Consider the following 23865-nt stretch of genomic DNA (forward strand, 5'->3'; position numbering starts at 1 on the left):
TTTTAAGCTGCAAAAGGAGAACTATGAAAGAGAAATTACCCAATCAATTGACAATGGCAAGGATTTTTATGATTCCAATCTTTGTGATTTTATTTTATTTACCAGAAGGTGCACATTTTAATGGTTTTGTTTCACAAGACCATAGTTCAGTGATGTGGGTTATCGCAGCAATTGTATTTGCCGTAGCCTCATTTACTGACTGGCTTGATGGATATCTCGCCCGTAAATGGCACGTTGTCAGCAATTTTGGTAAATTTGCGGACCCTTTGGCCGATAAAATGCTCAATATGGTTGCCTTTGTTGTTCTTGTAGGACTTCATGTTGTTCCAATGTGGGCTGTTGCCATTATCATTTGTCGTGAGCTTGCGGTTACAGGATTGCGCCTCTTATTGGTTGAACAAGGTGGAGTTGTTATGGCGGCTGCAATGCCTGGTAAAATCAAAACTGCCACACAAATGTTGAGTGTTATTTTCCTTTTCATTGGAAATCCCTTGTATATAGGAACAATCCTCTTTTATGTTTGTGTCTTCTTTACCATTTATAGTGGCTATGACTATTTTGCTAAAAATATGCAAGTTTTTAGAAATGCTGATTAATCATTTCCAAATAGAAAATAAAAAAATTCAAGTAGAAATACTTGGATTTTTTTATTTGGAGTGCCAGATATGGCACGAATAAAAGAAGTCGAAAAATCAACTGTTATAATGATTTTAGAAAGAATATAATGCTAATTTGAAACACTTGTAGTTCACAATAGAAAGGAGATTTTTGCACAAATGAACAGAAAATATTATTACAAAAAAAGTCTTGCACCCTGAGCCTAAAAAGGAGAAAAGCAAATGAAAAAATTTAAAATTGGAAGCCTCATCGCACTACTACTGGGACTGGTTCTGTTTACAGGACTAATCGTTAATGCTGATGAATTCACGGATGTTGGAGGTCTTTATGATAAAGCTGTCAACGAAAACATTATTGACCCCAATCTTTATCCAAAAGCAAATTGGGAAAAAGACGAAATTTCTACCATGCGTCCCTCTTATGAAGAATACAAAAATTATGATTCATCAATTACTTATGAATCATGGTTAGAACTCAATAACTATGGAGTTATGGCTGACACAAAAGAGCCAGTCTTACAACTTAAAACCCCCGCTGAGTCAAATATTAGACTGAGAACGGCACAAGATAATATTGACAAATTCTGTCGTGATACCCAAGTCGGTGATATTTTAGTCGTTGGTGGAGACTTTCCTATGGGAGTAATTGGACATGCAGCTATCTTAAATGCGGACGGTTATGTTTTAGAAATGCCAGGTGGGGCTAATTGGTTTTGGGGAATAGCAGATAATAATCGTCAACTCCCTAAAAGACAATGGATTACTGAACATATTAAAGAATGGACATCTGTTTACAGAATAAGAAATACTGGTTTAGCAAGACAAGTTGCTCAATATGCAGATACTCATTATTATTCTACCACTGGAAGTATAACTAAAAACATTCATATTGATTATAGAATTACCACTGATATTAAAGGAGTAAATCCGAACTATTGTTCAAAATTAGTTTGGCAAGCTTATTATTATGGCACTGGTGATTTACCGGTTATGTATGGGATAGGAAGTGGAGTTGTCGTACCGACAGGGTTACCCGCTTTATTTACCCAAGCATACGCTCCTTATCAGGTAGGAAGATACTAAACTATGACAATCAAAAAAACAATTCCTATTTTACTGACCATTTGGCTTTGGCTCTCTGCTCCCTTCTTTAGTCAGATTAGTTTTATGAATAAGTCTTTTGAACTTATCGGTAAGATGTTAAGTAAGATAAGTCCGGTTGATTGGTTGGTGCCTGTTTTGCTCTTACTAGGAATTCCCACTTTTTCCTTTATCTTCTATCTTTACTTTTATATAAAAGAAAAAAATAACGATTTAAATCTAATCTATCTTCTATTTGCCACGCTTTGCTTTTTAAGCCTTATGGTCTTCGGTGGTATTACATCAATAGGACTAGGTTATCTTTTATGATAAGGAGGAACTGAATATGTTTGTAATGACTATAGTATTTCTTGGATTAATAGTATTTATGGCAGGGATAGTTTTTCTAATCGCTAAATTGGTATCCAAGATAAAAAAGTCGGACTGACATTGAATCGAAAGTAGAAGACCCTCTTCAGGGTCTTTTTATATCTTAAAAAACTGATTCAGGACTTGAAAGCGCAAACAAATAGTTATATAATAAAGCCATATTATTAAAAGAAGGATAATTAGATGAAACAAAAGTCACAAAAATATGGTAGTTGTTTCAAAGAGTTACGGCAGTTGGCAGGTTTTAAGTATAAAGATTTAGAATCAATTATGTCTAAAAATGGAATTGTTAGGCTTGAAAATGGGACTTCAAATATTTCTTTTGAGAGGTTGGCTGAACTTTTAAAATTTATGGGTTATACTTTGAGTGACTTTATGTATTTATCTGGAGAAAGTCGAGTTGATGAAGTTTATGGGGAAAAGTTTCATATCATTCGCTACCAGCAAGGCTATCGTGATGATTTTTTTATTCCAGTTGGTGTAAATCCTGTTCGTTTGAGCCTATTTGAAAGTGGAAAAATTTTGCTACCGTATGATGTGATTGATGCAATGCTTGGGCTCATGCATATTCCGGAAGAGGATTTTTCTTATATTATCAATGGAAGTAAGGATGATTATTTTGTTCATTATATCAACTGGTTGGATAGGATACAGTTAAGAGAAGAATTTGCGGAAGCAGAAATGATTCAAAATGAAGCACACAAATATGCGAATAATCAAGAAATAAAAGTTAAGATCCTTGAAGAAAATTTTGAAACTTTGAACTATAATAATGAGTGGCTTGAATTGCATTCGCAAGAAAGATTGACCAGACAATACACTGATTACCGTGTCTTAGAATTAACTGCTAAAGCTTGTCATCAAATATTAAATGATGAAGAAGTAACAGAAATTGGTGATTTTTTATTTGGAATCGAGCTTTGGCTTGAATATAGTTTAGGAATTTTGGCTTTAAATGCTTGGCAACTCCCTTACTCTTTAGTTTATGCAATAATATCAGATATTAATTTACACGAGAAAGAATATAAAGGAAAATTAATTTATCGACGTCGTATTGTACAGACTGCCGGGCGATGTGCTATGACACTCATAAGTAGAGGGGAAACCCAAAAAGCAAGTGCCTTATTATCAATGGTTCATCACTATGCAGAAGCACTTGATACACATGTCCAAGGACTTTATCGCTTTGCTTGGGCTTATTTAGATTATAGGAATGGAAAAATAGAAGGTCAAAAAGAAATGCTTAGAGTGATTGCCTTATTTGACTTTTTAGAAGTTCCTATTAGTCGTGATTTTGCTCAAAAATATTATAATCGCCATGTTCTTAATTTAGAAGAATCATAGAAGTTAAAATATTTTCTAAATCCTACAAAAGTTGCTTGCTTTGGCTCACTTTTTGCGTTACAATAATAGAAAAGAGAGTGAGTGTTGGTGAAAGCTCATAGGGTTTGTGACAGTGTTTATCGGTGATAACGTTATAATCAATCTGAGGCTCTGATTTTCTAGGAGCAAATTTAGGTGGTACCGTGCAATGATGCACCCTAGAGCGAGAAGCTTTAGGGTGCTTTCTTATGTAAACGGTATCTTTGGAATGAATGCTCAAACCCAATGAATAATCATAAAGATTTTTACTCCCAGTTAACCGAAAGGAAAAAAATGAAACTTCAAAAACCAAAAGGAACAGCAGATTTACTGCCTGCTGAAACTGCAAAATGGCAGTACATTGAAGAAATTGCTCGTGGCGTTTTCAATGATTATAATTTCAAAGAAATTCGGACACCGATGTTTGAAAGCTATGAACTTTTTAGTCGTGCAACAGGTGAAACAAGTGATATTGTTACCAAAGAAATGTATGATTTTGAGGATAAAGGGGGACGTCATATTGCGCTTCGTCCAGAAGGAACTGCCTCAGCTGTTCGGGCTTATATTGAGAATAAACTCTATGCCCCTGAAGTAGTAAAACCAGTGAAGCTATGGTATGACGCACCAATGTTTCGTTATGAACGTCCACAATCAGGACGTTTACGTCAATTTCATCAATTTGGTGTAGAGTGTTTAGGAGTGAAAAATCCAGCAGTTGATGTAGAAATTATTGCAATGGCTGACACACTTTTCCGCCAGTTAGGAATTACTGGTCTTAAACTAGCTCTAAATACACTTGGAGATATGGAAAGTCGCATGGCTTACCGTCAAGCATTGATTGATTATTTGACTCCTTTTGAGAATCAACTTTCAGAAGATAGCCGTCGTCGTCTCAATGAAAATCCTTTACGCGTTTTGGATAGTAAAGAAGCAGAAGACATCGCAATTGTTAAAAATGCTCCAGCTATTTTAGACTATCTCAATGAAGCTTCAAAGGCTTATTTTGAAGAAGTGAAAGCCTTACTTGAAGCTTTACATATTGAGTACACTATTGACCCAAATATGGTTCGTGGTTTAGATTATTATAATGATACAATTTTTGAATTTATTGTCGATTTTGATGGTAAAGATTTGACTGTATGTGGTGGTGGACGTTATGATGGGTTAGTTGAATATTTCGACGGACCAGCAACTCCTGCCTTTGGTTTTGGTTTAGGAATTGAAAGACTTTTGATGATTGCTCAAAAACAAGAAATTAATTTCATTCCTGAAGAAACTTTGGATGTTTATATTGCTGTAATGGGCGAAAAAGCAAATCTTGAAGCAACAAAATTAGCTGAAAGCCTACGTGAACAGGCCTTTAAAGTCGAACGTGATTTCTCAAATCGAAAACTAGGAGCGCAATTTAAAACGGCTGAAAAATTGGGTGCTGAGTTGATTATTACACTTGGAGAAGATGAGATTCGCACAGGTCAAATCAAAGTGAAACATAATCAAACACGTAAACAAGTAGAAACAACACTTAAAGCTGTTCATAAATCATTTGCACCGATTTTTGAAGAGATTTATGCGGATGAAGAACTTTAAGTGACTTAAAGAAGGGGTGAATTGATGACGGATTGTCCATTTTGTCAGATGAAAGATACAATCTTTGAAAATGAATTGGCACAGGCATTTTATGATGCCTATCCAGTCAGTGAAGGTCATATGTTGATTACACCTAAAAGACATGTGTCTTCATATTTTGAGATGACCAAAGCTGAAAGAAAAGCAATTGAAGAACTTTTAGACTTATCAAAAGATAATTTAACTGAGAAATTTCATGCCGAGGCCTACAATATTGGCATTAATGTTGGTAAAGCAGCTGGACAAACTGTTTTTCATTGTCATGTTCATCTAATACCGCGGCATCAGGGAGATGTAAAAAATCCAACCGGTGGTGTTCGTGGTGTCATACCTGAAAAACAAAACTATAGATAATAAAAAGAAAGAGGAGTAAAATTTTACTTTGTGTACTAGAAGAGTAAAATTTACATTTATATGAAACGTACAAATTACGCGGGAAATATTACAGAAGAATACTTAAATCAAACGATTACGGTTAAAGGCTGGGTAGCCAAACGCCGTAATCTTGGTGGATTAATTTTCATTGATTTACGTGACCGAGAAGGGATTGTCCAAATCGTTGTCAATCCTGAAACAGCAGCGGCTGATGTGGCAGAAGCGGCTGATAAAGCACGCAATGAATTTGTTCTTGAAGTGACAGGTAAAGTTGTTGAGCGCGCAAGCAAGAATGACAAAATTAAAACTGGTGGTATTGAAATTGAAGCGACTGCCATTGAAATTTTGTCTACTTCTAAAACAACACCTTTTGAAATTAAAGATGATGTTGAAGTTCTTGATGATACTCGTTTGAAATATCGTTACCTTGATTTACGTCGTCCAGAAATGCTTAAAAATATCACAATGCGTCATGCGACGACTCGTTCAATTCGTGAATATTTGGATGGAGCAGGATTCATTGATGTTGAAACACCATTTTTAAATAAATCAACACCAGAAGGAGCGCGTGATTATCTTGTTCCATCTCGTGTTAATAAAGGTGAATTTTATGCTCTTCCACAATCACCACAATTAATGAAACAGCTTTTAATGACTGCTGGGCTTGATCGTTATTATCAAATTGTTAAATGTTTCCGTGATGAAGATTTACGTGGTGACCGTCAGCCAGAATTCACACAAGTCGATTTAGAAACATCATTTTTGTCAGAAGAAGAAATTCAAGATTTGACAGAAGAGTTAATTGCTAAAGTCATGAACGATGTGAAAGGAATTGATGTCACTTTACCTTTCCCACGTATGAAATATGATGATGCCATGAACTTTTATGGTTCTGACAAACCTGATACTCGTTTTGAATTGTTACTGACAGACTTGTCAGCACTTGCTAAAACAATTGATTTCAAAGTTTTCCAAGAAGCAGAAGTTGTTAAAGCGATTGTTGTCAAAGATGCTGCTGACAAATATTCTCGTAAGTCAATTGATAAATTGACAGAACAAGCCAAACAAAATGGGGCTAAAGGCCTTGCTTGGGTTAAATTTGAAAAAGGTGAATTTACTGGTGGCGTTTCTAAATTCTTAGCAGAATCTACTGACAGCTTTGTTAATGAATTGAAATTGACTGACAATGACTTGGTACTCTTCGTTGCTGACAGTCTTGATGTAGCAAATTCAGCTCTTGGTGCGCTTCGTTTAACGATTGGTAAACAACAAGGATTGATTGATTTCCGTCAGTTCAATTTCCTTTGGGTCATTGATTGGCCTATGTTTGAGTGGTCAGATGAAGAAGAACGTTATATGTCTGCTCATCATCCGTTTACTTTACCAACGAAAGAAACACAAGCCTTTTTATCTGCTGACGGACATAGCAAAGATTCTGATTTGAAAAAAGTTCGTGCCCATGCTTATGATATTGTTTTAAATGGTTATGAACTTGGTGGAGGGTCATTAAGAATTAATACCCGCCAACTTCAAGAAGAAATGTTGAGCGCTCTTGGCTTTAAATTAGAAGATGCAAACGAACAATTTGGTTTCTTGCTTGAAGCACTTGATTATGGTTTCCCACCACATGGCGGTTTGGCACTCGGTCTTGACCGTTTCGTAATGTTGCTTGCTGGAAAAGACAATATCCGTGAAGTAATTGCTTTCCCTAAAAATAACAAAGCCTCTGACCCAATGACACAGGCTCCATCCATAGTTGCTGAAAAACAACTGGAAGAATTGAGTATTAAACTTGCAAACAAAGATCAATAAAATTCTCGGCGCCCTTCTAGATAGAATTGGACTTTATCAAGTTTTAAAATCTATTGGCGCTGAAAAAATGGCAAATAAATTTTCGGCAGCAGTTGTTTATGCTGTCTTCTCATCATTCGCATTGAACTTTTTCTATCAGCCAGGACATGTGTATGCTTCTGGTGCGACGGGGGCAGCTCAGGTTGTTACTGAATTAGTAGCCAGAATAAGTGGTCATAATATCTTACCTATTTCTGCTTCTTTGATATTAGTAAATGCGCCACTTTTCATTCTTGCTTGGCGAGGAATAGGCAAACAGTTCACCGTTTATACAGTGATTACAGTTGTTATGAGTTCAGTTTTCATCCATTTTATTCCAGTGACGCCCTTAACACATGAGCCAGTTATTAATGCTGTCTTTGGTGGGGCAATTATGGGATTTGGTGTTGGGAATGCAATGAAATCTGGGATTTCTTCTGGAGGGACTGATATCGTCAGCCTCTATATGCGTAAGAAAACAGGAAGAAGTGTTGGAACTTTGGCATTTCTGGTCAATGGTGTGATTATTTTTACAGCCGGAGTTCTTTTTGGCTGGGAATACATGCTCTATAGTTTAATTGCTATTTTCGTTAACTCTCGTGTTCAAGATGCAATCTTTACAAGACAAAAACGTCTTCAAGTAATGATTGTAACTAAAAATCCAGAATTACTGACAAAGAAATTAGTGAATCGTTTTAAACATGGAGTAACCATTTTACATGACGCGGAAGGTGGCTATACACATACCAGTCAGACCGTCCTCATGACTGTCATTACAATGTATGAATATCAGGAATTCAAGGATATTATTCAAAAATATGACGAACATGCTTTTGTATCAATATCGGAGAATGTTCGAGTGCTTGGAAAATTTGCAGAAGTAGAAGATTAACTGCTTAGGTTTTACATTGAAAAAAGAAAGATAAAAGGGAGAAAGCCAAAAGGAGGACTTTCTCCCCTTATTATCTGAAAAAATAAAGGAGGAAATAAAATGAAAAGATTTGCACGAGTACATTTTTTGTACTTGCTTGCCATCGCAATTGGTACTGGAATTTATGCTTTTGGCTTTGTCGCCTTTAATATGGCGAATCACTTAGCTCAAGGAGGGGTCGCCGGACTTTCTTTGATTTCTTATGCTTTATGGCATATTGACCCTTCTTATGTTCAACTTTTAATCAATATTCCTCTTTTGATGATAGGTTATCGTTTTTTAGGAAGAAGAACCTTTATTTATACAATTTGGGGAATTGTGAGTTTAGCTGTTTGGATTTGGATTTTCCAAAGGGTCAGTTTTACAATTAATATTGGAAATGATACTCTAATAGCCGCTTTACTCGCCGGAGTCTTTTCAGGTTCAGGAATCGGATTAGTCTTTCGCTTTGGTGGAACAACAGGTGGGACAGATATTCTTGCTAAGTTATTTCAAATAAAAAAAGGAATTCCTGTTGGGCGAATGCTTTTTATCTTTGACTCTTGTATCTTGGCTCTATCTTTAAGTTATGTTGACCTTAAACATATGATGTATACTTTGATTGCCAGCTTTATTTCAATGCAAATGATTAATTTGATTCAAAATGGCGGTTATACAGTTCGGGGAATGCTTATTATCACAAATCATCATGTAGAAGTTGCTAAAACAATTATTGAAGAAATTGGCCGAAGCGCAACATATTTACACGGTGAAGGAGCCTATTCAGGAACTGAAAAAGAAGTGCTTTACGTTGTTCTTAACCCAAGTGAAATACAAGAAGTAAAACAAATTCTATCGGTAATTGACCCGAATGCCTTCGCTTCAGTCATCAATGTTCATGAAGTTGTGGGAGATTTCGCTCCTAAACGGGGTAGATTTAAAGATTTAAAAAAATAAAATAGCTCATTGGGCTATTTTTTTTAAGATACTTAAGTTAAAAAGGGAGAAGTTTTCAAAAGTTGACTAAATTCTAAATTTAAACTACAATAGATTTAAACATCCTTGCCCTCGGCAAGGATATTTCATCGAAATTTTTGAGGAATATTATGAAAAAATTATCTAAGGTGCATTTTTTGCAACTTCTTGCTGTTACAATTGGTACAGCAATCTATGCCTTTGGTTTTGTTGAGTTCAACATGGGGAACCACTTGGCTGAAGGTGGAGTCGCTGGGCTTTCATTGATTGGTTATGCTTTATTGAATATTGACCCTTCCTACACCCAGCTTATCTTAAATATTCCACTTTTAATTCTTGGCTATCGCTTTCTTGGGCGCCGAACCTTTGTTTATACAATTTGGGGAATCGTGAGTCTTTCAATCTGGATGTGGATTTTCCAACGGATTCCAGTCGCAATTAATGTTGGACATGATTATTTAATCGCTGCTTTGCTCGCTGGTGTATTTGCCGGAACAGGAATTGGTTTAGTTTTCCGTTTTGGTGGAACGACTGGTGGGGCCGATATTATTGCCAAGCTTTTGCAGATTAAGGCTGGGGTCGCTGTTGGGCGAACTTTCTTTATCTTTGATGCTTGTGTGATGTTACTTTCATTAAGCTATATTGATTTACGCCATATGATGTACACTTTGATTGCAAGTTTTGTGGCAGCACAAGTAATTAATGTGGTTCAATCTGGTGGTTATACGGTTCGAGGAATGCTTATTATCACGAATAATCATGCTGAAATTGCTAAAGCAATAATTGAAGAAATCGGTCGTAGCGCGACTTATTTACATGGAGAAGGGGCTTACTCAGGAAATTCTAAAGAAATTTTATATGTTGTTTTAAACCCTGGAGAAATTCAAGAAGTAAAACAAATTTTGTCTATTCTTGACCCGAATGCTTTCACATCAATTATAAATGTTCATGAAGTCATTGGTGATTTCACTTATCCACGCAGTCGTTATAAAGTGGCTAAAAAAGGAAAAAAATAGCTCTCTTGAGCTATTTTTTATTTTTGTCAGTGAAATTAATTATCTTGAAAGACGTGCGCCTTCAATTTCACCGGTAGATTTGACTCCTTCAACAGAAAAACTATCTGCATTGATTCCAGTTTTGATATTTTCCAACTGCTTAATTGTCTTATCTAACTGAATCAAGTTTTGAACATTGTATTCAAAAGTATAATTACTAATTTCTCGTTTTGCTTTCTTCAGGTGAATAATAGCTTTTTCGATTTCTTCAGTGGCTTTTGTTGTACGCATATAGAAAACCCTTTCTATTTTCGGAATTGTTTGAATATTTATCTCTATATTTATTATAACTAAAAAACCTGGAAATTTCCAGATTTCATATCGTTTTATTTGATTCCATTCACAAAATTATCGAGAATAGTGATAATTTCTGCTTGTGATTCTGCTTGATTGACAGCAACTTTTACTTTTGCTGCACGAGAAGCTCCTTTTAGGTAATATGCTGCGTGCTGACGAAATTCTCGGCTAGCAAGATTATCACCTTTTAATTCAACCAGACGTGCCAAGTGAAGTTTTGCAATTTCCATTTTTTCCGCAACTGTTGGTTCAGGCAATAGTTCACCTGTTCGTAGATAATGCTCGGTACGATGAAGAATCCAAGGGTTTCCAAGGGCTGCTCTTCCCATCATGACCGCAGTGACGCCTGTTTCATCAATCATGCGTTTCGCGTCTTCAGGAGTCTTGACATCGCCATTTCCGATGACCGGAATATTGACATTTTCGGTCAATTTTTTGAGCCAGTGCCAATTTTCTTGAGCATTTCCTGTATAAGCTTGTGCTTTGGTTCGTGCATGCATAGAAACAGCCGCTCCGCCTCCCGCTTCAATTGCTTTAGCATTTTCAACTGCAAAAAGGTGGTCATCATCCCAACCAATTCGGATTTTCACTGTTAATGGTCTTGAAATAGCTTTAGAAACAGCAGAGACCACATCATAAACTTTATCAGGATCAAGCAAAAGACGAGAACCGGCTTCGTTTTTAGTTACTTTGGGTACTGGGCAACCCATATTGATATCAATAATATCAGCAACAGTATTTGCTTCAACAAATTTGGCTGCTTCAACCAGAGTATCTACTTCACCCCCAAAAATTTGCATTGAGAGTGGATGAGGGACCCCTTCAAAATCCATCATTTCCAAAGTCTTTTTGTTGCGATGTTCAATTCCTTTATCAGAAATCATTTCAGTTACAACAAGTCCAGCTCCAAATTCTTTAGCAGTAGTCAGAAAAGCTTTATTCGTAATTCCGGCCATTGGTGCTAACACAATTTTATTTTTTATTTCGATATCGCCAATTTTCCACGATTCGTTGTAAATTTTGTCCATAGTCATAAAGAATATTATAGCAATTTTTTGAGATTTCACAAGGTTTTAAGGCTTAAAAAGTTACTGACAGATCTGTCGGTGAATTCTGTCAGTAAGTTTTACTGACAAAAAATACTGACAAAATCGTCAGTATCTATTTTTTTACTAAATAATGTAATTCAACAAATTGTCCGTAAGTTTTTGTGTCAATCAGTTGAAGTTTCTCTTTGTAATTTCCTGACGGAAAAAGTGAAATTCCGTCTCCTAGTAAAACTGGGGCAATGGTAACTTGTAATTCATCAACCCAATGATTTTCAAGAAAAAGTTTGATGACTTCTCCGCCGCCAACAACCCAGATATTTTTGTCAGTATCCGCAAAATTTACTGACAGCTCTGTCAGTTTTTCTTTGTCAATAAAAACGATACTGTCAGTAGAAGAAATTTTTTGATGAGTTAAAATATAAGAAGTTTTGTCAGAATAAGGCCACTGACCGGCTTGCTCTTTTTCTAACCAATCATAAGTCTTTTTACCCATAATGATTGTATCAATATCACTATAAAAAGCACCATAGCCGTTATCACCCTCACCCTCAACATCAAAAAGCCATTGGAGACTTTCTTCTTTGGTGGCAATATAGCCGTCTAATGTAGAAGCAATAAAAAGTTTTACAGTCATTTTTCTCAATTCTATTTACTGACAGAATTTCTGTCAGTAAAATAATTAGTTATTTTACTTAAGGAGTGCTTTTAATTCATCTTCAGAATACTCATATTTGTTTTCACAGAATTGACAAATAATTTCAGCACCGTGATCCTCGGCTATCATTTCCTCAATTGGTTCTCTTCCTAGAGATTTAATGCCTTCAAGGAAACGTTCCTTACTACAATCACATTTGAATTCCAAAGGAAATTCGCCAAGATTTTTGTATTCCATATCGCCATAAATATTGTCTAACATCGTTTTTAATGGTTCTTCACTGGTCAGCATTGTTGCAATTGAAGGCATACTTTTAATATTATGTTCAATTTCGGTAATTTCTTCGTCAGTAGCATCTGGCAAAGCTTGCAACATAAATCCACCAGCAATTTTGACTGTATCTGAGTCTTCATTAAGCAAAACATTCACACCAACAGAAGAAGGAGTTTGTTCTGAACTTAAAAAATACCAAGCTAAGTCTTCGCCAATTTCACCAGTAATTAAATCAACTTGACCACTATAAGGTTGTTTAAGTCCCATGTCTTTGACCACAACTAAAAAGCCATTACCAACAAAAGGAGCAACTAACACTTCACCAGTTGAAGCTTTTTTATAGTCGAGTTCACGATTTTTGACATAACCTTTGACATGGCCGCGGCTGTCAGCGACTGCGATGATTGGCCCCATTGCTCCATCACCCAGAACTTTAACTGTAATTTTAGTATCACCTTTTTCATTAGCTCCTAAAATTTGTCCAGCAATCAATGTACGACCTAAGGCAACCGTCGAAGTTGGCCATGTTTGATGGCGTTCCTGTGCTTCTTTCACAGTTAGGGTTGAATCCAAAGCAAAAGCTCTGAAATGCCCATTTTTTGAGATTGATTTGATAATTTTATCCATGAGTCTATTGTACCACAAGACCCCAACTGACCTCAATAGAGCACAAAAATTGTCAATCAATAAATGATATAAAAGCAAGAAAAAACCTCAGATTTTCCTTTGATGTTTGAGAAATCTTAAAAGTGTTTGTTAAGAATAAAGGATTTTGATAAACTAATAGCAGTAAATAAATTTTTTTTTGAACATATTATTAATAAAAACAACAAAAAAATGATAATGAAGATGAGAGAGGCCTGCTATGGAATTTGAAGATTATTTTAAAAATGATAAGTTAATGAACATTGTCAGAGAAACTGTAAAATTGGTCTTTTCTGAAGTACAAGAACGTATTTCCTACGGAATGCCTGCATGGTTTAAGGATAAGAATGTCCTTATTTATGCAAGTCCTCAAAAAAAGCACTTAGGAATTTATCCCAAACCAAACTTCATTGAAAATAATAGTGCGTCTCTTAAAGAACAATACGAATGCAGTAAAGGGACCATAAAAGTCCCTTATGATGTTGACACCAATGAACTCAAACGCTTAGTTAGTGAGATTGTAAAATGGAACTTGGGCCATTAAATTTAACTGGTGTTTTGATAATAAACTATAAAAATTATTTGTATTTGTAAATTTATGTATCCTGAAACCAATTATTAAAAGAAAGAATGTGAATTATGCGAACTGTACCACTTGGGCCAATATTAATATTTATTGCTTTTTTTATATTAATTTATATAGGACTAGTCATAGCGATTATTTTAACTGCTTTTATCAATGCAGTTCGTAAAAATGAAAATGGAGATGAATCATTTTTAGATAGATTTGAACGTCTTAATAAAGAATATTTTTATACGATGTTTAAGAAAGGTTACAAGCCTAAAAAAGAAGCTTTGCCCGAATGGATTCGTTGGATAAGTAAGCCCTGAGAATGGTATTTTAAAATAATCATATGTAAAAACTTAATATAAATTAATTGAACAAATACAGAAGTAAAGGATAATAACAATGGATATGAGAAGAGCCAAAAGACAGGTTACAGATATTGAGCTAATTAAAAAACTAGTTGAAGAAGTACAAGTCGTTCGTCTGGCCATAAATGGAGAAATTTACCCCTATGTAGTACCAGTAAATTTCGGCTATTCTTGGGATAATAATAATCAACTAACACTATATGTTCATGGAGCAAAAGAAGGAAAGAAAGTATCAATGCTAGAAAAAAATCCTTTAGTTGCTATCGAAATGGATAGTCATCATAAGCTAATTGAAGGAAATAAAAATGCTTCAACTTATTCTTATGCTTATCAAAGTTTGATTGGTTTTGGAAAAGCAGAAATGATAGAAAATTTGGACGAAAAGAGGGTGGCATTGGAGCTTTTAATGGAGCATGCAGCAAAAGGAAAAGAATACGACCCCATGCCAGAAAAAATGTTAGAGCGAGTTGGAGTAATAAAAATTGAATTGGACTCATATACTGTAAAACAAAATATCCATCCTGAGAAAAAAATTAGAAATTTTTCGGACTTATATTGTTAAGCGACATAAAAATGTTCTTTAAAAGAGAATGATTTTATATAAATTATGAAAATTTGGAGTAGAAAATGATTAGAAAAAAGGAGTGGGAGAAATCCTTTAAAAATGTAAATGGGCGTGAGCCTAATGAAGAAGACTATGAAAAGGCTCTTTCACTAGGCTTGGTACGCGAGGAGTCTAGTGTTCCAAACTCTAATAAAAAAATAGTGCTTGTTTTAGGAACTGTTATTGTGAGTCTTTTAATATTTGCGATAGGAATTTTATTAACGATCTTTTTCTATCCCAGTCCAAAGAGTTCACAAGCAAGTTTTGCTAGTAGCACTTCTCAATCTTCCAAAAAAGAAAGGGAGTCTACAGATACTGGTTCTTCAATTGATTACAAGGATTCATCAAAATTATCACAAGAAGATCAGGAGAAACTTGAAGAAGGATATAAATCTATTGAACTTGAGAAAGAGGCTTGGCATAGACAAATGTTGCGAGATATCATTACCATGTATGCTGAACCAAAAATAAGTTATAGTGACAGTCAGTTTCAAGAAAAATATGATAGCGATTATAAGCAGTGTACAGAAACGATTGAAAACAAAGTAAAAGAAATACTCCCTGAACATTTAAGAGCTTATACTGAAGCTCATTATGAAAATGGAGGATTAGGACTTCCTACTTTTGATAATATAATAAATGAGGCAAGAACATATTATAATTCAACCACTAAAAATTGGACATATCCTCATGATTCATAATTTTTCAATCACAAAATAAAAAAACAAATTGATATGGAATAAGAGTTTAACAACTAGGAGTAGTTATGAAAAAATTATCTTATGGGGTCTTACTTTTCTTGTAATATTAACACTATCGTCATGCTCAAAGAATAAAAATAGCAAGTACGATTCAGTAATTTCAGATTTAAAATCAGAACTTGCTGTTAAAGGGGATTCGAAGCTTACTTTTGATAATTATGAATGGAGCTATAAAGTCGTTCATAATGTGACAAATGCAGATATTTCTAAAGGAGATATGATTGAAGTTTATCCAAAAAAAGAAAGAGATTCAAAAAGGCTATTTAATATAAATATAGATTCACAAATGGGGGATTCTTATGCACAAAGTAAAATTATAGTCCTGCAAAAAATAGTTTCTAAAATTGCTAAGAAGCTGCCTAACGATAATTCTGAAATTACTCTAGGTTTTAAAAGTCAACAAAAAAGTAAAAGAATTGTCCCAGTTGCTCGTTCTCTAAAATCTATGGATGCATTTCCGATAAATGATTGAGAAAATAAAGTTTTCTAAGACAATTAGCACTAATAATTCGAAAAAATATAGCTTATTTTGCTAAAATATTAAAACTTGTATTAGGGTGCAAACTATAATCTCAAGATAAATGTAATCTATCATCCAACTGGATAAAATCCATTTTTATAAAATAGAAAGAATTTAGAACATGAAAAAAGGCGACATCATCATCTTAGCTGATGGACAGAAAGCTACCGTTATATTTGGTGATGAATCAAATTATCAACATAGCTGTATTGTAAAATTGGAAAATGGTCAATTAAAAGTAGTTGAAGAAAAAAATATCTCGCTTCTTTCACTAAATTGATAACTCAAATGTCATATAATTGATAATAATTGTATAATGGATATTTTGCTAGCTCTTAACTGAAGAATATTGTCCTGTCTTTTATTCGTTTTCTAAAATTTAAAGAATCGAAACTTACAAGTTGTAACAAAAATAATAAATATCCATGGAAATTGTTCAAAGCATTTAAAGTTGTCAATCTTAAATCCGTTGCTTATAGCTTTTTATTTAGTAAAATAATGAAAAAGCTCATCCTCAATAGCTTTGAGAGGTTAGAAAATGGTTAATATGTTTTCAGTTATAATAAATTCAACGGTTATCTACTGGGCAACAGCCCTAGATTTACTTATATTACTAGCAATATTATATGTTCGTTTTGATAAAAAAAGTCATTTATCTATTACTTTGGGACAAATAATTGGTTCTTTTGCACTTGTAGTGGTCAGTTTATTTTTTGCGGTCATCCTAAAACTTGTTCCAGAAGAGTGGATTTTGGGTTTACTGGGCCTGATTCCTTTAGGACTAGGAATAAAATATTTATTCTTTGGGGATGATGATGACGATGAAGAATTAGATGAATTGCTACAAAAAAGGAAAAATAAAAGCTTGCTTGGAACTGTTATTATCATTTCTTTTGCGAGTTGTGGAGCGGATAATATTGCTTTGTTTACTCCATTTTTTATGACATTGTCAGCTAATAATTTGCTATTATCAATAATAATTTTTGCCTTAAACATATTAATTTTAGGGCTTCTTGAAAAAACAATTGCAAAAATTCCTCACCTTCATGACGTTTTAGAAAAATACAGTCGTTGGATTCTTGCTTTTGTTTATATAATACTTGGAATAATGGTTTTACTAGAAAGTGGAACAGTCTCCAAAATTCTCAGTTTTTTGTAAAACATAATTTAAAGATTAAAAAAGTTCCGTATTTCCGAACGATAATTTAGATTTAATCAAAAGCATCAGGATTTTTTAAGTAAATCTTGATGTTTTTTGATAAAATAAAAAATAGTGCGATAGGAGCTTTCAAGAAATGATTTATCTTTTACTTTTGATAAATTAGTTCAAAAGTTGAAGAAGTTTTTTAGAAATGCCAGCCAAGCGAACTTGGAGCGTGCAAAATATTTTAAGAAAAGTGGATAGTCAAAACTATCCAAAAGGAGAATATTATGCCATCAGTAGTAGTTGTCGGAACGCAATGGGGAGACGAAGGAAAAGGTAAAATTACAGATTTCCTAAGCTCAAATGCAGAAGTTATTGCCCGTTATCAAGGGGGAGACAATGCAGGTCATACCATCGTCATCGACGGCAAAAAGTTCAAACTTCACCTTATTCCATCAGGAATTTTCTTCCCTGAAAAGATTTCCGTTATTGGGAATGGTGTCGTTGTTAACCCAAAATCACTGATTGAAGAAATCGCTTATCTCGCTGAAAATGGAGTTTCTGCAGAGAGTTTACGTATTTCAGACCGTGCACATGTTATCTTGCCTTACCATAAAAAATTAGACTTCCTTCAAGAAGAAGCCAAAGGCGATAAGAAGATTGGGACAACCATTAAAGGGATTGGTCCAGCCTATATGGATAAAGCAGCTCGTGTCGGAATTCGTGTTGCAGACTTACTTGACAAAGAAATCTTTGAGGAACGTTTACGTACAAACCTTGAAGCTAAAAACCGTGAATTTGTAAAAATGTATGATTCAGAACCAATCGAATTTGAAGAAATATTTGAAGAATACTATGAATACGGTCAACAACTTAAAAAATATGTGACAGATACTTCAGTTATCTTGAATGATGCCCTTGATGCAGGAAAACGTGTCCTTTTTGAAGGAGCGCAAGGGGTAATGCTTGATATTGACCAAGGAACATATCCATTTGTAACTTCATCAAACCCAGTAGCTGGTGGGGTAACAATTGGCTCTGGTGTGGGTCCATCAAAAATTTCAAAAGTTGTTGGTGTTTGTAAAGCCTATACTTCACGTGTGGGTGATGGTCCATTCCCAACAGAACTTTTTGATGAAGTTGGACATCAAATTCGTGAAGTAGGACATGAATATGGAACAACAACAGGACGTCCACGTCGTGTTGGTTGGTTTGACTCAGTCGTAATGCGTCATGCAAAACGTGTTTCTGGCTTGACAAATCTTAGCTTGAATTCAATTGACGTTCTCTCAGGACTTGAAACAGTAAAAATTTGTGTTGCTTACGAACGTAGTAATGGTGAACAAATTACTCATTATCCAGCATCACTTAAGGAATTAGCAGATTGCAAACCAATCTATGAAGAATTGCCAGGATGGTCTGAAGATATTACTTCATGCCGAACTTTAGAAGAGTTACCAGAAGCTGCTCGTAACTATGTTCGTCGGGTTGGTGAACTAGTTGGCGTACGTATCTCGACTTTCTCAGTAGGTCCTGGTCGTGAACAAACTAATGTTTTAGAATCAGTTTGGGGCGTATAAAGTCAAAATAAAAAAGCCAGAGCATGCTCTGACTTTTTTTTGTTTACAAGAAGGGTCCAAAGACTTGTGAACTAGAGTTTTTATTATTGACGTTGACATCAATTACATTATAAAAGGCATTAGAAGTATCAGCTACATCCCAGACAGCCAAAACAATGTGATATCCAGAGCGATCAGTTGGAATGTTAATCGTATGTGAGAGATTATTTGTTGCAGGAGACCCATCGTGATTGATTGTCCCTATAAGTTCTAATTCTGAACGTTTTAAAGGTGCATTTTGGTCCCAACCTGTTTTGGTCATATAGTAGTGCCACTTAGTTGTTTTATGAGGTGCAGTGTATTTCCAAGTGAAGATGTTAGAACCTGTACTAATAGATGTTTTTTTCCAGCGTGAACTAGTTTGATTATCTAGAACAAAGTCGCCTATTTGCCCTAAGCCTCCATTTGCAGAAGCAATCCGACCATCAGCGGGACCAGACACCGGGAAGCCTTTAGGTGCTTCTAAAGATTGTGGGTTACTAATAACATTTCCATAAATGTTAAAAGCGGCGGTCCACCCTAAACTTTGAGAATCTAATTGTCCTTGATAGCCTCTGGCTGGTGGTGATTGAACATAACCATGAGCTGATACAGTATCTGTTTTAATTAAAAGGGAGACACTGAGTAGACCTGCAGCAACTAATAAACCAGTAAGTAGTTTTTTCATAAATTTATTCCTCTCCTATTTATAGCTTTTTCCATGGACCAAAATCTCCTGATTGGTCAGGTTGTTGGCCAGTATTCCACCATTTTGCTTCATAATTTACTCCATTAAAAGTAACACGATCACCTTGAACATAAACTTTATCCTTTTGCCAAGTATTATTTTCCGCTGATGTGTCCAGTGTCATAAATGTAGCTCTGGCCGTATCAGAACGATTACCTGAAGGGTCAACTGCTACAATTTCAACATTGTATTCAGTTTTTTTGGATAATCCAGTCACATCTTGTAAGCCGGAAGTACTTTTAAATGATTGAGTACCAATCTTAATTTCATAGTGATCAATGCGAACATTGTCTGTAGATTTTCCTTGAATCGTGGCAGTAGAAGCAGTCACATTACTAATTGAAATTGTGGGCAAGGTTGGTTTTTCAGTATCTTCAATCGGTTGATTGTTAAAGAGCATTGGGGCGTATGTATTTACAAAAGTATTATTATATTTTTCGCCATTTGAATTGGTTCCAGCATCCCAATTTACTGACCAAGTCATTAAACCTTTTATTTCGTTACCAGAAGCTTTTAAGCGATTCAATGCATTTTTTACGGCATTGGGGTCTTTCACATAACCTGTTGCAGCAGCGTCATTATTAGATGGTAGACCAATAACGAATTTACTGGCTGGGATTTTAATAAACCCATCTGTTCCTGTTACGAGACGTTGAGTTAAACCATAGAGAAAATCTTCTTTTTTTTCGTCATTTGATTGAGAAATCCACATATTTAAATCATTATCCCAGAAACCATCTCCTCCTTGATTATAGTATTGAGGATTGATGAAATCATAGTACGAATCTAAATTGTTGATATATGGTGCATATTTTCCTGAACTTGTTAAATAAGGAAATTCTGGAGCCATCGTAATCATAAAGTTTTTACCATCTTTTCGATAATGGTCTTTAACTTTTTTTAAAGCGGATGGGATAACAGTTTGATTATCTGCTGCTTCAATTGCAGCCTGTTCTAAATCAATATCTAATCCATCAAAGCCGTAAGTATCTACAAGACGAATGATTTCATTAACAAAATCACTTTCCTGACTTTTCTTTAATTCAATATGAGCGTCAGCTCCTCCTAAAGCGATTAAGACGCTCTTACCTTCGGCATTTAATTTTGAAATTTCGGCTCTGAATTCAGTATCGGTTTTGTTATAAGGCTTGAAAGTGGGAAGGGTTTGTCCTTCAGGTGTTTTCATAAAGGAAACATTAATTACATTGTAGCCTTCTTGTGTACTTGAAAGATTGAAGTCAGCAGAACTTCCTCCTTTATAACCATCTTTTCCTGTTGCTTTCCAATTGTGCCAATAACCTACAAGCACTTTATCTTTTGGATTGACCATTTCACTAGCTGCATCTGCTAAGACTTGTTGCCCTCCTAATACAACAATTCCTATAGATGCTGTTACCAAAAAAGCCTTAATTTCTCTACGTTTTTTCACTGAAATCATAAATATCTCCTAAACAATAGTGATTTTAAAGATTCCGGAATCTTGTTCTGTAAGCGCTAACTTTATTTTAACAATTTTTTTCCTTAACTAAAAATAAAAAGGTTTATAAAATAATTATTTTTGAAGGATAAAAAAACACTAATATTCATAAAATATTAGTGTTTTTCTTATTTTAAATCTTTAAGTAAAGAATCTAACCATTCTTTTTTAAAAGTTTCTCTTTGAATAGCAAAATCTAAAACCAAATAGTGGCCACTTTTTTTATTTTTTTCATCTTCACCAAAGAGGTCTTTTTGACGTTTAATCAGATATTCCAGTTTTTTCTGGTGGACAATACTTTCTTCTTCAATTAGTTTTTGGAGATTTTCTTCATTTTTGTCATCAAGAAAATAAAGGCGGAGCATGAATTCATCTTTTTGAATTGGATAGCGGTCAACAGGGTGTTTTAACCACTCGTTAAATAGTTCGATTCCTTTTGGAGTAATTTGATAGGTTTTTTTCTCTAACTTTTCACCTACAATGTGTACATCAAAAGTAACGGCTTGATCGTTTAATAATACTCTAAGTGAAGGATAAATTTGCCCTGTGTTGGCTTGCCAAAATTCACCGACTTCACTTTCAAACTTTTTCTTAAGGTCATAACCACTTAATGGTTCGGTCTTTAAAAGTCCAAGTATAATATAAGATAATTTATCTCTATGGCTCATATTTTTTCTCCTTTATTTCCATGATACACAAAAAATAGTAAATTGTAAATTTTTGATGTAGAATTTAAACTTCATTTTTAAAAAACTGTCTATTCTATTATATATAACGAAATTTAAGGAAATCTAAATTGATAATTATTTAATGTTGATAAGCTGGTATTCTATTGATTTCTCAAATAAAGAAGAGACAAATTAAATATTATTTGTCTCTTCTTTATTATTTTTGACTTGAAAATTAATGCTTAATCATTTTATAATTTTGGTCAAAGTATTTTCCGTTACGAATATCATTTGTCATTTCTTTGTAAGGAGCTTGTGCGACGACATCGTCATTATCTTTACCTGCTTCAGCAGCATAAGTGATTTTTGCAAATTCTGGGACTAAATATTTAGGATAAGTTTCATATTTTTCGCGAGATTCATGCATTAAGTCAATAAAATCATTTTGGAAGCAGACAGTGATTTCTGGGTGTTCTTCTACCCATTTCGGGAAGAAAATCATGCCATGTAATTTTCCTTCATTTGGAAGAAAATCTAAGGCAACATCAGTACCAGTAGGTTCTGTCCATGTAATTTTATAAATCCCTTCGGTTAACATCACTAATGAAACTTCTTGGTCTTTGACCCAGCGGCCAGCGACCATTCCGCCATGGATACGGTAATCAATGGTATGGTCGTTTTTGACGTAAAGTTCATATTCCCAACCATTATCATAGGTATAGATAAAGTGTGTTCCGACAAAATCTTCTAAGCTTTTAAATGTTTTCATTAAATTCCTTCTTTCTAAACAAGTTTTATAAACATGTTTTAAATATATATTTATTATAAAATACGTTTTTTGTTTTGTCAAGATAAAAAAATACACTTTCTTAAAGTTGACAAATCTTATGAAAGTGATAAAATTAAGCATAGATGTAAGAAGAGTAGATTGTCTATGAAATTTGAGGGAATTGTGGTCACCGACTGAAAGCCACAATATGGAATTGCAATTGAAGTTCACCTTACTAAAGAAAGCTATTTTTAATCTATCATTTAGAGTGATAGTCTAAAAGGTAGGCTTTTGTGTGAATTAAATAATTAAATTAAGTGATAAAATAGGATGGTACCGCGGCTTTCGCTCCTTTGGAGATGAGAGTTGTGGTATTTTTTATTTTCTATTAAATCTGACTCAAATCTCTTTTTAATAACAAATATATATTTTTCATAAGTTGAAAGGATAAAAATGAACTTACAAGAAAAAATTGAAGACCTTCGCAAGCGGACTTTGTCTGACTTACTCTCTGTTGCTGATGAAAAAACACTGAATAATTTAAGAACTGTGATGCTTGGTAAAAAGGGTGAATTGACTGAAATTCTGAAAGGGATGAAAGACCTGACTAATGAAGAACGTCCAGTTATTGGCGCACTTGCCAATGCTTTTCGTGATGAGTTTGGGGCAAAATTTGAAGCTAAAAAAGTGGAAATTGAACAAGCAGTAATGAATGCCGCTTTAGAATCAGAAACTTTGGATGTGACTTTGCCAGGAAAAGCTCAGAAAAAAGGAAGTCGCCATATCTTAACTCAAACGCAAGAAGAAATTGAAGAAATTTTCCTTGGAATGGGTTATGAAATTGTTGATGGCTATGAAGTGGAAACGGACCATTATAATTTTGAGCGAATGAATCTTCCAAAAGATCATCCAGCTCGTGATATGCAAGATACCTTCTATATCACTAATGAAGTTTTACTTCGTACGCATACTTCACCTATGCAAGCTCGGACAATGGATGCTCATGATTTCTCTAAAGGGGGTTTACGCATGATTGCTCCTGGTCGTGTTTATCGTCGTGATACAGATGATGCCACTCACAGCCACCAATTTCATCAAATTGAAGGTTTGGTTGTAGATAAAAATATCACAATGGCAGACCTTAAAGGAACGCTTGACCTTGTCATGAAAAAAATGTTTGGTCAAGACCGTGAATTACGCTGGCGTCCAAGTTATTTCCCATTTACTGAACCTTCTGTTGAGGTTGATATTTCTTGTTTCAAATGTGGCGGAAAAGGCTGTAACGTCTGCAAACATACCGGCTGGATTGAAATTCTTGGTGCAGGTATGGTCCATCCCAATGTGCTTGAAATGTCTGGTTTAGATTCTTCAGTTTATTCTGGTTTTGCTTTCGGGCTTGGTCAAGAACGTATTGCGATGCTCCGTTATGGAATCAATGATATTCGTGGATTCTATCAAGGGGACGTACGATTCTTAGAGCAATTTGGAAAATAAAAAAGTC

General features: G+C 34.7%; 27 protein-coding genes. 19 read left to right on the forward strand and 8 right to left on the reverse strand.

Annotation, left to right across the window (positions count from 1 at the left end; genetic code table 11):
* The first annotated feature begins 23 nt into the window (after positions 1-23).
* The 10 genes from pgsA to IAE52_RS07025 all read left to right on the forward strand — a co-directional run bounded on the left by pgsA (position 24) and on the right by IAE52_RS07025 (position 10181).
* Positions 24-596 carry a CDP-diacylglycerol--glycerol-3-phosphate 3-phosphatidyltransferase gene (gene pgsA / locus IAE52_RS06980; protein WP_012898490.1) on the forward strand — a complete coding sequence of 191 codons (573 nt, stop codon included), beginning with the start codon at positions 24-26 and terminating at the stop codon, positions 594-596.
* Between the two features lie 243 nt (positions 597-839).
* The gene (locus tag IAE52_RS06985; RefSeq protein WP_109991314.1) at positions 840-1700 is read left to right on the forward strand and encodes a hypothetical protein; all 861 of its coding nucleotides are present in this window, start codon (positions 840-842) and stop codon (positions 1698-1700) included.
* Between the two features lie 3 nt (positions 1701-1703).
* Entirely contained in the window at positions 1704-2027 is a 324-nt protein-coding gene (locus IAE52_RS06990; RefSeq protein ID WP_017865074.1) for a hypothetical protein, read from the forward strand.
* A 243-nt stretch (positions 2028-2270) separates the two neighbouring features.
* Positions 2271-3431 (forward strand): Rgg/GadR/MutR family transcriptional regulator, encoded by a 1161-nt coding sequence (locus IAE52_RS06995; protein ID WP_109991313.1) that lies wholly within the window; start codon positions 2271-2273, stop codon positions 3429-3431.
* 312 nt (positions 3432-3743) lie between these two features.
* The gene (gene hisS, locus IAE52_RS07000) at positions 3744-5036 is read left to right on the forward strand and encodes a histidine--tRNA ligase (protein ID WP_109991312.1); all 1293 of its coding nucleotides are present in this window, start codon (positions 3744-3746) and stop codon (positions 5034-5036) included.
* A 24-nt stretch (positions 5037-5060) separates the two neighbouring features.
* On the forward strand, positions 5061-5429 hold the full coding sequence (locus IAE52_RS07005; RefSeq protein WP_012898482.1) for an HIT family protein: 369 nt from the start codon (positions 5061-5063) through the stop codon (positions 5427-5429).
* Between the two features lie 60 nt (positions 5430-5489).
* Positions 5490-7262, forward strand: a complete 1773-nt coding sequence (gene aspS / locus IAE52_RS07010) for an aspartate--tRNA ligase (RefSeq protein ID WP_109991311.1) — start codon at positions 5490-5492, stop codon at positions 7260-7262.
* Entirely contained in the window at positions 7243-8172 is a 930-nt protein-coding gene (locus IAE52_RS07015) for a YitT family protein (RefSeq protein ID WP_004254786.1), read from the forward strand. The genes aspS and IAE52_RS07015 overlap by 20 nt, the downstream gene beginning before the upstream one ends.
* 99 nt (positions 8173-8271) lie before the next feature.
* The gene (locus tag IAE52_RS07020) at positions 8272-9147 is read left to right on the forward strand and encodes a YitT family protein (protein ID WP_012898480.1); all 876 of its coding nucleotides are present in this window, start codon (positions 8272-8274) and stop codon (positions 9145-9147) included.
* 149 nt (positions 9148-9296) lie between these two features.
* Positions 9297-10181: a YitT family protein gene (locus IAE52_RS07025; protein WP_004254791.1), complete on the forward strand. Its 885-nt coding sequence runs from the start codon at positions 9297-9299 to the stop codon at positions 10179-10181.
* Between the two features lie 39 nt (positions 10182-10220).
* On the opposite strand, the gene IAE52_RS07030 is transcribed toward IAE52_RS07025, so the two are convergent.
* The 4 genes from IAE52_RS07030 to hslO form a co-directional block, all read right to left on the reverse strand.
* Positions 10221-10451, reverse strand: coding sequence for a hypothetical protein (locus IAE52_RS07030; RefSeq protein WP_004254795.1), 231 nt, complete (start codon positions 10449-10451; stop codon positions 10221-10223).
* Positions 10452-10546: 95 nt separating this feature from the next.
* The gene (gene dusB / locus IAE52_RS07035) at positions 10547-11551 is read right to left on the reverse strand and encodes a tRNA dihydrouridine synthase DusB (protein WP_012898479.1); all 1005 of its coding nucleotides are present in this window, start codon (positions 11549-11551) and stop codon (positions 10547-10549) included.
* Positions 11552-11678: 127 nt separating this feature from the next.
* Positions 11679-12200: a dihydrofolate reductase family protein gene (locus IAE52_RS07040; protein WP_033900830.1), complete on the reverse strand. Its 522-nt coding sequence runs from the start codon at positions 12198-12200 to the stop codon at positions 11679-11681.
* Positions 12201-12254: 54 nt separating this feature from the next.
* A complete protein-coding gene (gene hslO / locus IAE52_RS07045; RefSeq protein ID WP_004254807.1) occupies positions 12255-13121 on the reverse strand; it encodes an Hsp33 family molecular chaperone HslO in 867 nt (288 codons plus the stop codon).
* 238 nt (positions 13122-13359) lie between these two features.
* Here hslO and IAE52_RS07050 point away from each other — a divergent pair, with 238 nt between their 5' ends.
* From IAE52_RS07050 to IAE52_RS07085, 8 genes are all read left to right on the forward strand, one after another.
* Positions 13360-13683, forward strand: coding sequence for an iron chaperone (locus IAE52_RS07050; protein ID WP_033900831.1), 324 nt, complete (start codon positions 13360-13362; stop codon positions 13681-13683).
* Positions 13684-13778: 95 nt separating this feature from the next.
* Complete coding sequence (locus IAE52_RS07055; RefSeq protein ID WP_012898476.1) at positions 13779-14030, forward strand: hypothetical protein; 252 nt, start codon at positions 13779-13781, stop codon at positions 14028-14030.
* Between the two features lie 79 nt (positions 14031-14109).
* Positions 14110-14637, forward strand: a complete 528-nt coding sequence (locus IAE52_RS07060) for a pyridoxamine 5'-phosphate oxidase family protein (protein ID WP_109991310.1) — start codon at positions 14110-14112, stop codon at positions 14635-14637.
* Positions 14638-14702: 65 nt separating this feature from the next.
* Positions 14703-15380, forward strand: coding sequence for a hypothetical protein (locus IAE52_RS07065; protein WP_033900833.1), 678 nt, complete (start codon positions 14703-14705; stop codon positions 15378-15380).
* A gap of 247 nt (positions 15381-15627) precedes the next feature.
* The gene (locus tag IAE52_RS11550; RefSeq protein WP_015427075.1) at positions 15628-15912 is read left to right on the forward strand and encodes a hypothetical protein; all 285 of its coding nucleotides are present in this window, start codon (positions 15628-15630) and stop codon (positions 15910-15912) included.
* 169 nt (positions 15913-16081) lie between these two features.
* Positions 16082-16240 (forward strand): hypothetical protein, encoded by a 159-nt coding sequence (locus tag IAE52_RS07075; RefSeq protein WP_004254823.1) that lies wholly within the window; start codon positions 16082-16084, stop codon positions 16238-16240.
* Between the two features lie 258 nt (positions 16241-16498).
* Entirely contained in the window at positions 16499-17119 is a 621-nt protein-coding gene (locus tag IAE52_RS07080) for a CadD family cadmium resistance transporter (protein ID WP_109991308.1), read from the forward strand.
* Between the two features lie 272 nt (positions 17120-17391).
* Entirely contained in the window at positions 17392-18684 is a 1293-nt protein-coding gene (locus tag IAE52_RS07085) for an adenylosuccinate synthase (RefSeq protein WP_004254838.1), read from the forward strand.
* 43 nt (positions 18685-18727) lie between these two features.
* Here the strand turns inward: IAE52_RS07085 and IAE52_RS07090 are convergent, their stop codons facing one another.
* From IAE52_RS07090 to IAE52_RS07105, 4 genes are all read right to left on the reverse strand, one after another.
* Positions 18728-19390: a lytic polysaccharide monooxygenase gene (locus tag IAE52_RS07090; protein WP_012898471.1), complete on the reverse strand. Its 663-nt coding sequence runs from the start codon at positions 19388-19390 to the stop codon at positions 18728-18730.
* 19 nt (positions 19391-19409) lie between these two features.
* Positions 19410-20888: a glycosyl hydrolase family 18 protein gene (locus IAE52_RS07095; RefSeq protein ID WP_033900835.1), complete on the reverse strand. Its 1479-nt coding sequence runs from the start codon at positions 20886-20888 to the stop codon at positions 19410-19412.
* A gap of 167 nt (positions 20889-21055) precedes the next feature.
* A complete protein-coding gene (locus tag IAE52_RS07100) occupies positions 21056-21595 on the reverse strand; it encodes a PadR family transcriptional regulator (protein ID WP_004254847.1) in 540 nt (179 codons plus the stop codon).
* A 235-nt stretch (positions 21596-21830) separates the two neighbouring features.
* On the reverse strand, positions 21831-22364 hold the full coding sequence (locus tag IAE52_RS07105) for a phenolic acid decarboxylase (protein ID WP_010906203.1): 534 nt from the start codon (positions 22362-22364) through the stop codon (positions 21831-21833).
* Between the two features lie 453 nt (positions 22365-22817).
* Here IAE52_RS07105 and pheS point away from each other — a divergent pair, with 453 nt between their 5' ends.
* Positions 22818-23858: a phenylalanine--tRNA ligase subunit alpha gene (pheS, locus tag IAE52_RS07110; RefSeq protein ID WP_004254858.1), complete on the forward strand. Its 1041-nt coding sequence runs from the start codon at positions 22818-22820 to the stop codon at positions 23856-23858.
* Positions 23859-23865 lie beyond the last annotated feature (7 nt).

The organism is Lactococcus sp. S47 (assembly GCF_016517475.1).
GTDB classification, from domain to species: Bacteria; Bacillota; Bacilli; order Lactobacillales; family Streptococcaceae; genus Lactococcus; species Lactococcus lactis.

Coding starts and splice junctions, on each gene's coding strand:
- pgsA (WP_012898490.1), top strand. CDS start 24: ATGAAAGAGAAATTACCCAATCAATTGACAATGGCAAGGATTTTTATG.
- IAE52_RS06985 (WP_109991314.1), top strand. CDS start 840: ATGAAAAAATTTAAAATTGGAAGCCTCATCGCACTACTACTGGGACTG.
- IAE52_RS06990 (WP_017865074.1), top strand. CDS start 1,704: ATGACAATCAAAAAAACAATTCCTATTTTACTGACCATTTGGCTTTGG.
- IAE52_RS06995 (WP_109991313.1), top strand. CDS start 2,271: ATGAAACAAAAGTCACAAAAATATGGTAGTTGTTTCAAAGAGTTACGG.
- hisS (WP_109991312.1), top strand. CDS start 3,744: ATGAAACTTCAAAAACCAAAAGGAACAGCAGATTTACTGCCTGCTGAA.
- IAE52_RS07005 (WP_012898482.1), top strand. CDS start 5,061: ATGACGGATTGTCCATTTTGTCAGATGAAAGATACAATCTTTGAAAAT.
- aspS (WP_109991311.1), top strand. CDS start 5,490: ATGAAACGTACAAATTACGCGGGAAATATTACAGAAGAATACTTAAAT.
- IAE52_RS07020 (WP_012898480.1), top strand. CDS start 8,272: ATGAAAAGATTTGCACGAGTACATTTTTTGTACTTGCTTGCCATCGCA.
- IAE52_RS07025 (WP_004254791.1), top strand. CDS start 9,297: ATGAAAAAATTATCTAAGGTGCATTTTTTGCAACTTCTTGCTGTTACA.
- IAE52_RS07030 (WP_004254795.1), bottom strand. CDS start 10,451: ATGCGTACAACAAAAGCCACTGAAGAAATCGAAAAAGCTATTATTCAC.
- dusB (WP_012898479.1), bottom strand. CDS start 11,551: ATGACTATGGACAAAATTTACAACGAATCGTGGAAAATTGGCGATATC.
- IAE52_RS07040 (WP_033900830.1), bottom strand. CDS start 12,200: ATGACTGTAAAACTTTTTATTGCTTCTACATTAGACGGCTATATTGCC.
- hslO (WP_004254807.1), bottom strand. CDS start 13,121: ATGGATAAAATTATCAAATCAATCTCAAAAAATGGGCATTTCAGAGCT.
- IAE52_RS07050 (WP_033900831.1), top strand. CDS start 13,360: ATGGAATTTGAAGATTATTTTAAAAATGATAAGTTAATGAACATTGTC.
- IAE52_RS07055 (WP_012898476.1), top strand. CDS start 13,779: ATGCGAACTGTACCACTTGGGCCAATATTAATATTTATTGCTTTTTTT.
- IAE52_RS07060 (WP_109991310.1), top strand. CDS start 14,110: ATGGATATGAGAAGAGCCAAAAGACAGGTTACAGATATTGAGCTAATT.
- IAE52_RS07065 (WP_033900833.1), top strand. CDS start 14,703: ATGATTAGAAAAAAGGAGTGGGAGAAATCCTTTAAAAATGTAAATGGG.
- IAE52_RS07075 (WP_004254823.1), top strand. CDS start 16,082: ATGAAAAAAGGCGACATCATCATCTTAGCTGATGGACAGAAAGCTACC.
- IAE52_RS07080 (WP_109991308.1), top strand. CDS start 16,499: ATGGTTAATATGTTTTCAGTTATAATAAATTCAACGGTTATCTACTGG.
- IAE52_RS07085 (WP_004254838.1), top strand. CDS start 17,392: ATGCCATCAGTAGTAGTTGTCGGAACGCAATGGGGAGACGAAGGAAAA.
- IAE52_RS07090 (WP_012898471.1), bottom strand. CDS start 19,390: ATGAAAAAACTACTTACTGGTTTATTAGTTGCTGCAGGTCTACTCAGT.
- IAE52_RS07095 (WP_033900835.1), bottom strand. CDS start 20,888: ATGATTTCAGTGAAAAAACGTAGAGAAATTAAGGCTTTTTTGGTAACA.
- IAE52_RS07100 (WP_004254847.1), bottom strand. CDS start 21,595: ATGAGCCATAGAGATAAATTATCTTATATTATACTTGGACTTTTAAAG.
- IAE52_RS07105 (WP_010906203.1), bottom strand. CDS start 22,364: ATGAAAACATTTAAAAGCTTAGAAGATTTTGTCGGAACACACTTTATC.
- pheS (WP_004254858.1), top strand. CDS start 22,818: ATGAACTTACAAGAAAAAATTGAAGACCTTCGCAAGCGGACTTTGTCT.